A 12,662-nucleotide genomic window follows, 5' to 3' on the forward strand; every position below is an offset into this window, starting at 1 on the left:
CATGAATTCATTACAGAATAAAAAACAAAATACTATTAATCTGAGTCCACCCAGTTTACTGGCCTTGGGGTTTTTAGGTTTTATTTTAACGGGGACATTGTTACTTAAACTGCCTATTTCACATCATGGTGAACTCAGTTGGTTAAATGCCTTGTTTACCGCTACATCTGCCGTGACCATCACAGGACTTTCTGTTGTCAATGTCGGAGAAGCCTACACCACTTTTGGACAAGTGGTGATTATGTTTTTACTGCAATGTGGCGGTTTAGGCTTTATGACTTTCGCCATTCTTGCAGCGCTCAGCCTGTCTTCTAATCTCAAATTAAAACAACAAATGATGGCTCAAGAAGCAATAGGACAAACCAGCCTAACCAAAGTTGCGTTTACCATTAAGGGCGTCCTTTTATATTCTTTATTTTTTGAAGCTGTGGGCACAGTAATTTTAACCATTGCTTGGATGCAAGAGTATGATTTTGCTCGCGCATTTTTTTATGCGGCTTTTTATAGTGTTTCTGCTTTTAATAATGGTGGCTTTTCACTTTTCCCCAATAGTCTGATGAGCTTTGCAGGGCATTATTTCATTACTTTCACCATTAGTATGCTCTATATTATTGGAGGCATAGGCTTTGTTGTACTCATGGATATTAAACGTACACGGCGCTGGAAAAAGATGAGTCCAAACAGTAAATTAATTCTCTCTACCATTGCAGGTTTAAATCTTCTTGCTTTTTTAGTTATTTGGGCTTTAGAAGCAAATAATCCATTAACACTCGCTAGCATGAGTCTCGGTGATCAAGCTGTAAATGCTTGGTTTCATGCGACTGTCCCGCGCTCGTCAGGCTTTAATAGTTTAGATATGTCGAGTATTACTGATGCTTCTAGTTTATTTACCATTATCTTAATGTTTATCGGGGGTGGCTCCCTCAGCACTGCTGGCGGCATTAAAGTTGGCACATTTATTATCGTGGTTTTAAGTGTCATCACCTTTTTACGTCGCTCTGAAGAATTACGTGTTTTTAATCATTCAGTTTCAAAAGTCACTTCATTTAAAGCATTCGCAGTTGTTTCAATCACGGCCATTTTGGTATTTTTAGGATTATTCACTTTACTTATTTTAGAACCCAATAAGAATTTTTTAGATTTATTATTTGAAGCAGTTTCTGCCGCCTGTACAGTCGGTTTATCTCGAGGGATTACCAGCGAATTGCAACCAGCTAGCCTAATCGCTCTAATATTATTGATGTTTGCAGGGCGTTTAGGTCCATTAACCTTGGCTTATCTTATTGCCACACCCAAAAAAACGCGTCTCAAACATCCACCCGCAGATATTCAAATTGGTTAACTTTCTCTAAATTTTAGTAAAAAAAAACCACTTTTAAAGAAAGTGGTTTTTAGCTTTTCACATAGTTTAGAACCAATTCATCAACGATACGCCTAAACCGACATACGTTGCACGGTGATTATAATCAATCAGACTCTCACCATAGCCATCAAATAATTGAAAATGGCCTCGTAATTTTCCACTAATCGGAAATACCCAATCAAATTGGGCCGCACCATGCGCATCATCTCCACCTTTCAATGAATGACGCAGCATCAATGAAAAATCATGATCATTCCAGCGATAAAAAGCCGTCAAATCTCCACGACCAATATAGTTTTTAATGTCTGGATTATTATCATCTTTTGAATCTTCTTCAATTCGATACCAAGGTCGCAACATTAATGCAAAATTATCACGCTCAAAACCGATATTCATCATGATACGGTTCCAACTACGCGACAATGGGTCTGCTCGCCCATTAGACTGATGATTAAAAGTTAAACCCAATAAACGTGCATTTAAACCCAATATTTCATAATTAGTCCGAAAAATGAGACTGGCTTCAGGTTCGTAATTGGTTTCACGAAAAGGACGAGATTCCTCACTGTTATAGACCTGCCAGCGCGAAGATTGTGTATAACCCAGCCAAATATCGCCATTATCACCCAGCAGATTTTCAACGGCTTTGGTCTTTAATGACAATTGAAATTTGGATTCTGTCGATTTCAAATTTTGATCTTTATCGACCGTATTGTACACATTCGGACTTTGCGGAAATTCATTTTTGTCTGAAGTCCAAAATGCAGGTAACAAATAGACTGGCTGATGTGCTCGAATATTCCATGTTCCGAGTTTACTGTCTGGAGATAACTCCCAACGTCGATCTAGCAATGAATGATTTGGATCGATTTTCGATCCGTCACTTGCAAATATAGTACTCACACCCTGACTGATTTTTTCTTTGAGTGTCTCGGGCTGAGTAGGTTCAGGTGCAAGCTCCTTTGCGGCTTGGCGTTCTGAAAGCAATGTCGTTTTCTCTGCTTCTGGCACTTTAAACAAAGTATCGTAACAAGATAATCGATCTGCATTTGACTCTAGCGCCACACATGCTTCAGCACTGGCGGGTGCAATCAAGTTTTCAGGGCTAACTGCATAACTAGTACTCACAGACAAAGAACTGAGCATAAATATGCTCAGTTTCAGTGTTGTGCATTCAAATGTTTTGAACGCCATCGTATTCCACCTCAATTTATTTTTTTAATGTATTAATTCACTTGCTGAAGATCAAAACCAAGCTCAAGCAAGATATCACGTTTCGACACAGGTGCCACCACAGCTTTAACAGGTTTTTGCTGAACCAAATATTGCTGAGTTACACGTTTTAAATCGTCTAAGGTGACATTCAATAAACGTGCTCTTAATTGTTTACGAATCGCAGGTGTTCTTGCATGCAACAAAGCATAACACGCCGTAATTGCTTCGCCCGCAGGAGAACCTGGTTTATCCATACTGGCAATCAAGCCCAAGATCGCTTCTTCAAGTTGATGAGGTTGATGTTCTGTTTTTAATAACCATTCAATACTGGCATCAAAATCTTTAAAGGTCTCAGCCAAGCGTGGGTCGCGATAACTGTAAAAACGGAATGAACAGGCATTACCGTCATAACTTGCCCCCCCCCCATAAGCTCCACCTTTTTCACGAATCGCACTATGTAAGAAACCATTACGTAAATAAGCAGCCAAGACCATTAAAGGAGCAGCATCGGGATGTGAAACTTCCACAGCAGCATAAGCTGAGGCACAAAATTGAACATTGGCTTGAATTAACCATGCTTCATCTTTATTGCTATCGACAAAAGCAACTGGCGTTAACTGAACAGGCTGAGAATCGACTACTAATTTATCCCAAACATTCTGAATTTCTTCAATCAAGCGGTCTGATTGAGGCTCTTCACAAACCAGTAAAAATTGTTTTGGGGCCTGTAACAGCAAACGATGAATCGCTTGTAACTCTGCAATTAAAGCATTATATGCAGTATCGTCTTTTTCAATTCGATTAACTAAGTCGTTTAACCAATTTAAAGCACCCAAACCTGTGGTTTGATAATCGCGTTGAGCCAAAGCACTACTATGACGAGATGCAATTTGCATAGCATAACTGTGCCCAGAACCAGAAATACGCGATTGCCAACGTGTTTTACGCTGTTGCAACAATTCAACGATTCGATCTTTTTCATCGAAACGTAACTGTTCAAAGGCTAATTTTAATAAACGGATCGCTTCAAAATTATTGACCAATGACTTAGTAGTAAGCGTGAGCCATGCGCTAATTTTATTTTTATCATCTACTTTAGAACGTAACGACGCACCCATTCCAACGCCACCACTTACCGCAGTTTGCAGCTGCTGAAGTTCAAGATAATCGTACTCACCTGCGCCAACCTCACCCAACAAAACGGACAATAGATTAAAATAAGGCGATTGCACGACTTCATCTGGAATTTGAACGACAACCTGCTGGTAATAAATACCATTTGTTCCAGCATGATATAAATTTAAAGGCGTATCGATATTATTACTAATAATTTCACGTAATTGACCTTGTACGATATGCAAGTCAGCAGGCACATCTTCCAAGCCTACTTTCGGTAATAAATTTAAATCATCTGGTGTGTCTTGACGGACATTGAGGGCTTCTGTTTGCTTGATAATCTCAGCTTTTTGCTCATCTGTCAGTTTAGCCCCGATTTCATTTAAACGTGCTTTCTCTGCCTCCGCTTCTTTTGCCGATTTAGTCGCATCTGGTACTAAAGTCAATTGCACACGATGTGGATTATCAATGAGATAGGTTTTGATCAGATTCGATAACCACATTGGATCTTTGAGTTCTTCTTTCACCAATGTAATCGCACTATCCACATCCCAAACATCCACTGGATCACTGTGATGAATAACACTGCTTAAGCCATTTAAAATCAGGCTTAATCCATATGGCATGCCGTCGCCATTAATTTCACGTTGGTGTAATTCAATTTGATGCAAAATCGCATCGACCATTTCTGTATCAACAGGCTTTGAAGCCACGTCTTCAAGAATTTTAAAAACGCCTTTTTTAAATTCTTCAGCATATTCAGCATTGGAACCTTGCACACCACAGAAAAAAGTCATTTCAAAGTTAGAATCATCAACACCCATTATTGGGCCAGTCGATTGAGCATAACCACAGGTTTCTAAATAATGGCGTAATGGTGATGCAGAGTCTTCAAGTAAAATGCCTTCGACCAAGCGCAAACCTAAACGCAATTTAATATCACTTGCTTCTGGTAATAACCATGAAATAATGTGGTAGGTTTTATCCTTTAAATCTTCTGCATCTAAAGCATAACTTTCTGTTACTTCTATTGGTGCTGTTAAACGTGTTTCAGGAGTTGAATGCAGCGTTTCACCTTGTTTGAATTTAGATAAGGCTAAAATTTCAAATTGCTCTTGCAAGTGATAAGCCGATTCATCACCAAACGTCATGAATACTGCATTACTTGGATGGTAATGCGATTTATAGAAATTAACCAATTCAGAGTAAGTTAAATCTGGAATATCTTTGGGATCACCACCTGAATTGTAGTGATACGTGGTTTCTGGAAATAAATGATGCGCCAATTGATGATACAACTGATCTGAAGGCGAACTCATCGCTCCTTTCATTTCATTAAAGACCACGCCTTTATACACTGGTTCGTCATTTTCAAGTTCAATCCGAATCCCTTCTTGTGCAAAATCCAATTCATTTAGATTTGCAGCAAACGCAGCATCTAAATAGACTTCTAATAAATTTTGAAAATCTTTCTTGTTTTGCGTAGCAAAAGGATAAGCGGTCCAGTCTGCCGAAGTGAACGCATTCATAAAGGTATTTAATGAACGACGAATCATGAGAAAAAATGGATCGCGTACTGGGAATTTTTCAGAACCACATAATGCAGTATGTTCTAAAATATGCGCTGCACCTTTTGAATCCATCGGCTGAGTGCGAAATGCCACTAAAAACACATTTTCATCCAGATCACTGGCCAAATGGTAATGGATAGCACCTGTGACTTTATGTTTATATTCAGACACAAAAACGTCTAAGGCTTCAACATGGTGTTGACGTATCAACTGAAACGCAGGGTGAACAGTTTGAGTAATGGTTTCAGTAACATCTACAGTCATGTGATCTCCTCAGATATACATATTTGATAAAATGTTTTTGAGTATACCTCAATCTACATCACTGTGGATTTTGGGGTTACGAATTTCATTGTATTTGAGGGTAGTTTTAAACCATATATTTTTTAAAATTTACAAATGACTCATCATTCGAAGATCGGATTGCAACGAATGCTTTTTTGGGCTCTTTCAACATAAAAATAAATTTAACTTTATACAAACATCACACTCCCAAAGTTAAAGTCCTTAAACTATTCCTTAAACAGAATTACTGCTATACAGGCAGAAATGGTGCGCTCTTTTAAATATACAAGCTAGACACCATTTTCCATACTCAATGGAAAATTTTAGAGTAAATATTTGAAATAACTATAATTAGGATGATTTTCAACAAAAACATAATTTTGCTTTTGATAAAAACTGGCTGCCGCTTTGGTATCAATACTCAAACACAAGGCAGAAAAATTTGCACGTGCCTGTTTTTCCAGATGTTGTAAAAGCTGTTTTCCAACACCATGCTTACGATACTTCGGCAATACATAAAAACGACGAACACGACCAATACGTGTATCAATTTCATTTTCATTCCATTGCTGATTAAGCCCCCCACAGGCAATTAACCGATCATCATCATAAGCAAAAAGAAGAAACTCCCCAGGTTGATTGAATCTATTTTTTCCACTTTCATACTCTTCAATCAATCCATCAACCAATACCAAGCCTTCTTTGTGAGCTTGCTTCGCCAATTCTTTGATTTCTACAGGTAATGTTTCTGCCTGAGTAATGGTGATGTTCATCTATGCTTCCTTATCCTTTCTTAAGTTACATTCTGAACGAATCAATAGACAATATCTTGAATTTTATTCATCAATCTACAGCAATCATGAGCATTGGTGTAAACTTAGTGCTTTAATTTAAAATGTGAATCAAAGACATGGCAACTGTGGATCTTTTTGCAATTGGTAATGCACTCATCGACCAAGAATTTCAGGTTTCTGACGATTTCCTTGTCCAACAAAATTTGCAAAAAGGCACTATGCAGTTGACTGATGCTGAAACACAAGCAAATTTATATAATAATCTAATCGAAACGCAAGTATACAAAGGTCAAGCATCGGGCGGTTCTGCTGCAAATACGACGGTGGCTTTTAGTGCTTTGGGTGGAGCCGCTTTTTATGGTTGCCGTGTTGGTCATGATGAACTGGGTGGGATTTATTTAGCAGGATTAAATGAAGCAAAAGTTCAAACCACCAAAAAATCAGTGAGTCATGGCGTAACAGGGACCTGTATGGTACTTGTAAGTCCAGATTCTGAACGCACCATGCATACATATTTAGGTATTACTGCTGAGTTAAGTGAAGATCAAATTTATTTTAAGCCTTTAAAATCTGCAAAATGGCTTTATATTGAAGGATATTTGTCTACCAGTGATTCTGCTCGACAAGCAGTCAAACAAGCACGTAAAATTGCTCGCGAACATGGTGTTAAAATCGCCCTGACCTTATCTGATCCAGCTATGGTGCAATATGCACGTCAAGGTTTAGATGAGTTATTGGATGATGGTGTAGACTTACTCCTCTGCAATCAGCAAGAAGCCCTGATGTATACCAATACTGAGACAATCGAAGCTGCGCTTGCTCAATTACAATTGAAAAGTAAATACACCGTCATTACATTATCAGCTGAAGGTGCTCTTATCTCAGATTCAGAGCAAACTTTTACGGTTCCAGGTCGAGCTGTTACAGCAGTAGATGCAAATGGTGCTGGTGATGCATTTGCAGGCGCGTTTCTTTATGCTTTAAATACAGGTCTTAGTTTAAAAACTGCAGCTGAATTGGCAATACTCATTTCAAGTGAAGTTGTTTCACAATTTGGTCCACGTTTAAGTGTTCAACACTATGCAGAATTATTAAATCATTTTCAAAAGGAATGTGCATAATGCTTAAAATTGCCATGACGGAAGAAATTCCCGAGCGTGAAGCTCGTGCTTATGAAACAGCGAATGGTGATACTATTTTTATTACCCAACGTGATGGTTCATTTTATGCTTATCAAAATATATGTCCGCACTTACAAGTTGAATTAGAATTTTTAGAAAATCAATTCTTAGATCAAGACCAAGAATATATTCAATGCTCTACACACGGTGCACTGTTTGTTGTAGAAACAGGTGAATGTATTTCGGGTCCATGCCAAGGTGAGTCACTTAAAAAAGTGAACATTAATGTGCACTCTGATGGCGGAATTTATCTAAACGAAGCATAAAAACCAATGGAATTTTATCATGCTTGAGTTTTTGCAAAACTATAATTTAATCCCCTTTCATTTAAGTTTATTGGCTTTGCTCCTCCTCAGCATGATAGAAACTATTGGGTATTACTTTAATATTCGCCCTATGCAATTTTTAAAACATTTATTCCCTAAAAAGTTAACCGAATCTCCTTTGCTCAGTGTTAAATTTTCTAAAACTTTGATTATTGTTTTTTTATTAATGAATTTTAGTTTTTCCGGTTATTTTTTACAGCTTTGTGCATTTGCACGCCAACAAGAATTTTTGCCTGCTTATTACTTGATTCTTCCCGCTCTTATCATTGCGATTTTCTTTACTGTATTTATGATTCACTGTTTAGATCAAGTGATTAAACCTACAAAAACCAAGCGACAAATTACGCTGCTTGGACATTTAGCCACCATTTCAAGCGGCAATGCGCGCCCAGGATTTTCTGCTCAAGCAAGGGTCAGAGATCATTTTGGACAATTACACTATGTTCAAGTTGAACCTGAATTTGGCGAATTAGAATTTCAATCACAAATAATTCTTATTCGATTAAAAAAATCGCATTACGTCGCCAAAAAGATTTCTAAATCGAATACTTTGTTTACGCTCGAACATGACTCTTAGACTTTTAAAATTGCTATTTTAAACAATTATACGCAGTATAAAACACAACACAGTAATCAAATAATTTTGTGTTGTGCTTTAAAATAAAGTGATATCAAGCTGTTGAAATATGAGATTAGCGTTTCAAGAAACCTGACACCAAGTTCATGACTTGCTGAATATCATTATTGGCTTCTTGTTTATCGGTGTGTTCGCCTTGAGGTGTCAACGAATCAATAATTTGCGGCAACACTTTAGAAATCGCGCTATAAATGTCCTGTTTCGGTACTTGCGCTTCTTCTGCAACTTGCGCTACTTCCTGCTCATCAAATAAGCTTTGCACTTGCTGTTGGTCTACACTTGCATTATCACCAGGACCTGTCGATACCCAGTCATCCACTTGCTGATTTAGCCCCATGCCTTTTAATTTTTCTAAAGCGCCCTGTATCCCACCTTGTTTTTGAATCCACGCCAACACCAAAGGTAAAACTGCAATCAATAAGGTTTTTGCACCACCGCCGCCTAAACCACTGTTTTTGGAATTCGATTGAGTTTGCTGTGTACCTCCTAAATGTCCCAAAACAGAGCCAAGTATTCCACCGAGACCACTTTGTTGTGATTGCGTCTGATTATGCGGGGTTTGCTGTGTATTATTCGTGTTTAATTGCCCCAAGACAGAACCTAAAATCCCACCTAAACCGCCTTGTTGCGATTGATTTTGCTGGCTGCCACCCAAAGCCTGCTTTGCCAGTATTTCCACAATATTGCTAAGATTAGTCATTCTTTTATCCTGATCTATGTTTTATAAAAGCATACGATGCTTTCAAAATATTAGATCAAGTGAATTGTTAAAATTTGCAATACTGAAAAAACATGAATAAATTTTACCAGCGAAACTTATTCCAGTTATCAGGATTCGCCCAGAATTTAGAATTAAACCAGTCTGGCACGTGCTTATAAGTCAAAATATTAAATTGCCATAACGCAAAATTATTAGAATATCGAGTTTTATCTATAAGCTGAGTAAATCCCAAAGAACGTAATAATTTTTCGTCTTGCAAGTGACTGACGACGACTATTCGTTTCGCCATCAAATCCCTTAATTTCACCAATAATTGAGATTTTTCTGTATTTGAAATATGACTAAATTCTGGAGAATCTAGCAATATAAATCCCAAATCATATCGTTGGGTAAAAGGCAGACTTAAAAACCCAGTTACGTTAAAATAGTGCCATTGAATGGATTGATTGTGATCGTATTGGCTTAAATTTTGACCAATACACAATGCAGTTTGAATAGGCTGTTCTTTAAATAAATCGTCTAGCATCGAAGCAATGACATTTTGTTCAGCCATAACTGCATCCTTATTATTTGAGAGAGTATTCTTCATGGAACTACAAGGCATTTGCTATAAAATGCATGCGGGTTTAAAGCAGCCTATTGTAACTGATCAACAGACCTGTAAGGCAAATGTAGAATATAAATTTGTGCTAGATCGCGCTGAAATAGACATTCCTTTTACCTTAGGTCAAGAAGTCGAAATTGAATGGACAGGCAATATTTACTGTGTCTCTTGTGGCAACAAAACACCAAAATCTTATGCACAAGGTCATTGTTTTAAATGTTTCAAAACAAAGGCCTCTTGTGACCTCTGTATTATGAAACCAGAGACGTGCCACTACCATTTAGGCACTTGCCGTCAAGACAGTTTCGCTCATGAAGTCTGCTTTCAGCCGCATATCGTCTATCTGGCCAACTCAAGTGCATTAAAAGTAGGAATCACTCGTTTCGGTCAAATGCCCACTCGCTGGTTAGACCAAGGGGCAACTCAAGCCTTACCTATTTTAAAAGTTGGTTCACGTCGGCTCTCAGGGCAGCTTGAAATTCTATTTGGTACTCAAGTGGCTGATAAAACCGATTGGCGCAAGCTGCTTAAAGGTGAAGCTGAGCCATTGGATTTACTAGAAGTACGGGAAAGACTCTTAGAGGAATTTGCGCCAAAAATTCAGACCATTCGTGAAGAATTCAGTCAAAATATTGAATTTAATGAAACCGTAGAATTACTGGAAAATGAACTGCCTCGTGAATTTGCCTATCCGGTAGACCACTATCCCGAAAAAATAAAATCGCATAATCTCGATAAAACACCCATTATTCGGGGCGTTTTACAGGGAATTAAAGGTCAATATTTAATTTTAGATACGGGTGTGATTAATATTCGAAAATATTCAGGATATCAACTTAAATTACGTGCTAACTAAATCAAATGATATTAAAAAAACCTGCATTAATGCAGGTTTTTTTTAATACTGAGATCAATTATTTAATCTTAGCATGCGATTTTAAATACTCAGTGTAGTCGTCTAATTCTTGCTGACCACGAAGCTGTTGATATAATTTAGACAATTCACTCAATTGCTGATCATTTAAAGCATTTGAAGTCGTCTTGTTCACATTTGATACAGCTACAACCACCAACTCATTCGGTAGTGATGCCGTACTCACTGACCACATCCCAGCCTTTGGTGCTGCAAGACTAAATGCTACGCGCTCAATCTCACGTTTTAAGCCTTGAGACCGTGTGAACACTCCCGCACTCTCGAATGCCATTTTACTCTGTGCCAACACTGCAGCAGCGGGCTGTGATTTAAAACTATTCAAGGTAGATTGAATTTTTGCTTTCGCAGCATCACTTGCTTTTTGCTCAATCAATTGAACTGTGACACGAGGAGTCGCTTCTGTAAGATTTTGCACACCAGCCGCATGGTAGTCACGTACTTTAATCCAAACAGTATCACCATTGCTTAGCTGAATACTGCTCGAAGCATTACGATCCCCATTTTTAACATCGTCATTAAAGAGTTTCACTTTTACATTAGAATCACTTAATACAGGATGTTGAGTCGACAAAGTCATACCTTTAACAGATTGCACAGTCACGCCTTTGACTTCCTGAGCAACGACATCTAAAGCATCACTCCCCACCACCATTTCGTTTAAATTATTTACAGTATCTGAAAAAGCATTTGCAGATTTATTCTTTTGCAATTCTGCCAATAAACGTGGTTTTTCTACCTCAAATGATGGAATTTTCACCGATGCAACTTCTGTTTCAATTAAATGATAGCCATATTGAGTTTTGACCGGTGCAGAAACTTGGGTCGATTTTAACGAAGCAACCGCCTGATCAAATGCATCACCAAATACACCTTTTTCATAAGCCTCAATGACACCGCCTTTGGCTTTAGACTCAGTATCATCTGAATACTGTGCAGCAGCTTCAGCAAAGGTCATTCCTGCTTTAATTTTTACAGCAGCTTCATCAGCCAACTTTTTCGCTTCAGCATCTGAGCGACTATCTGCAGTAATTAAAATATGTTTAACCAATGGTTTAATATTTTTCTTTTGCCCATCAACAAACGTTGCATAAGCTTGCTGTAATTCGGTATCTGTAACTTGAGCATTAGCAGGTGCAATATTGGTCGGTGTTATTACCACGTAATCTACATCAACACTTGCAACCTGCTTAAATGCAGCTTTGTGCTTGTTATAATAAGCCTCAACTTCTTGCGGTGTTACTTTAATATTTTTCTTATATTCATCAAGCTTAATACTCGCGAGATGTAAAGTACGCTGTTCCGTCTGCAAATTAGCAATTTGTTGAATATCAGGTTTACTTACCAAAGCATAGTCTGTAAATGTTGAAGTCAACATTTTTAAAGCATGATCTTGGCGCAAATTAACAATTAAAGCATCATTGGTCATACCCACCGAACGCAAATAATTTGCATATAAAGTTTCAGAGAATTTACCATTTTCTTGAAAATTTGGTTGCTGTGCTACCATTTGCTCAATCTGGGTATCACTTAAAGAAATCCCCAACTCTTCTGCTTGTTGTAGCAACAAAGTACGAGCCACCAAAGTATCTAAAGCTTTATTTTGAATAAAAGATTGATTCAATAAAGTTTCATCACCATTGGCATAGCTTAAGTATTGTTCTTTAAATGTTTTGGTGAGCGCTTCTAATTCTTTGTTGGAAATATCTTGTCCATTGACCACTTTTGCCGAATCTTCAGACTTTCCACCACTAAAATATCCTTCAATACCTACAAGTGCCAAAGGGGTTAAAAACAAAATAAGCAAAACCTTGCCCAACCAACCCTTAATAACTTTACGAAAAGATTCCATAAGTATTCCAATATTTTATTTGTGAGGGATTTTACCCGAAAACCTGTAATGAATGAATGAGTTCAA

General features: G+C 37.8%; 11 protein-coding genes. 5 read left to right on the forward strand and 6 right to left on the reverse strand.

Annotation, left to right across the window (positions count from 1 at the left end; translation table 11 throughout):
* Position 1: 1 nt before the first annotated feature.
* Complete coding sequence (locus tag H0S58_RS07915; protein ID WP_195726225.1) at positions 2–1,342, forward strand: TrkH family potassium uptake protein; 1,341 nt, start codon at positions 2–4, stop codon at positions 1,340–1,342.
* A 66-nt stretch (positions 1,343–1,408) separates the two neighbouring features.
* Here H0S58_RS07915 and H0S58_RS07920 read toward each other — a convergent pair whose 3' ends face one another.
* The 3 genes from H0S58_RS07920 to H0S58_RS07930 form a co-directional block, all read right to left on the reverse strand.
* Positions 1,409–2,557, reverse strand: a complete 1,149-nt coding sequence (locus tag H0S58_RS07920) for a phospholipase A (protein WP_195726226.1) — start codon at positions 2,555–2,557, stop codon at positions 1,409–1,411.
* 32 nt (positions 2,558–2,589) lie between these two features.
* A complete protein-coding gene (locus H0S58_RS07925; RefSeq protein WP_195726227.1) occupies positions 2,590–5,529 on the reverse strand; it encodes an insulinase family protein in 2,940 nt (979 codons plus the stop codon).
* A 344-nt stretch (positions 5,530–5,873) separates the two neighbouring features.
* Positions 5,874–6,323, reverse strand: a complete 450-nt coding sequence (locus H0S58_RS07930; protein ID WP_053580175.1) for a GNAT family N-acetyltransferase — start codon at positions 6,321–6,323, stop codon at positions 5,874–5,876.
* A 137-nt stretch (positions 6,324–6,460) separates the two neighbouring features.
* Between H0S58_RS07930 and H0S58_RS07935 the strand changes: the two genes are divergently transcribed.
* Genes H0S58_RS07935 through H0S58_RS07945 form a run of 3 tightly spaced genes read left to right on the forward strand, consistent with a single transcriptional unit; the run spans position 6,461 to position 8,428 of the window.
* A complete protein-coding gene (locus tag H0S58_RS07935) occupies positions 6,461–7,465 on the forward strand; it encodes an adenosine kinase (protein WP_195726228.1) in 1,005 nt (334 codons plus the stop codon).
* A gap of 14 nt (positions 7,466–7,479) precedes the next feature.
* Positions 7,480–7,791 carry a Rieske (2Fe-2S) protein gene (locus H0S58_RS07940; RefSeq protein ID WP_193890771.1) on the forward strand — a complete coding sequence of 104 codons (312 nt, stop codon included), beginning with the start codon at positions 7,480–7,482 and terminating at the stop codon, positions 7,789–7,791.
* 19 nt (positions 7,792–7,810) lie between these two features.
* Positions 7,811–8,428, forward strand: coding sequence for an OB-fold-containig protein (locus H0S58_RS07945; RefSeq protein ID WP_092720781.1), 618 nt, complete (start codon positions 7,811–7,813; stop codon positions 8,426–8,428).
* Positions 8,429–8,543: 115 nt separating this feature from the next.
* Here H0S58_RS07945 and H0S58_RS07950 read toward each other — a convergent pair whose 3' ends face one another.
* Together H0S58_RS07950 and H0S58_RS07955 are read right to left on the reverse strand one after the other, a co-directional pair.
* On the reverse strand, positions 8,544–9,188 hold the full coding sequence (locus H0S58_RS07950) for a YidB family protein (protein ID WP_092720782.1): 645 nt from the start codon (positions 9,186–9,188) through the stop codon (positions 8,544–8,546).
* Positions 9,189–9,291: 103 nt separating this feature from the next.
* The gene (locus H0S58_RS07955; RefSeq protein WP_092720783.1) at positions 9,292–9,762 is read right to left on the reverse strand and encodes a DUF6231 family protein; all 471 of its coding nucleotides are present in this window, start codon (positions 9,760–9,762) and stop codon (positions 9,292–9,294) included.
* Between the two features lie 34 nt (positions 9,763–9,796).
* On the opposite strand from H0S58_RS07955, the gene H0S58_RS07960 reads away from it, so the two are divergent.
* Entirely contained in the window at positions 9,797–10,669 is an 873-nt protein-coding gene (locus H0S58_RS07960; RefSeq protein WP_053580169.1) for a DUF2797 domain-containing protein, read from the forward strand.
* 58 nt (positions 10,670–10,727) lie between these two features.
* Here H0S58_RS07960 and H0S58_RS07965 read toward each other — a convergent pair whose 3' ends face one another.
* Positions 10,728–12,596, reverse strand: coding sequence for a SurA N-terminal domain-containing protein (locus tag H0S58_RS07965; RefSeq protein WP_195726229.1), 1,869 nt, complete (start codon positions 12,594–12,596; stop codon positions 10,728–10,730).
* Positions 12,597–12,662 lie beyond the last annotated feature (66 nt).

Source organism: Acinetobacter sp. TTH0-4, from assembly GCF_015602665.1.
Lineage (GTDB): Bacteria > Pseudomonadota > Gammaproteobacteria > Pseudomonadales > Moraxellaceae > Acinetobacter > Acinetobacter albensis.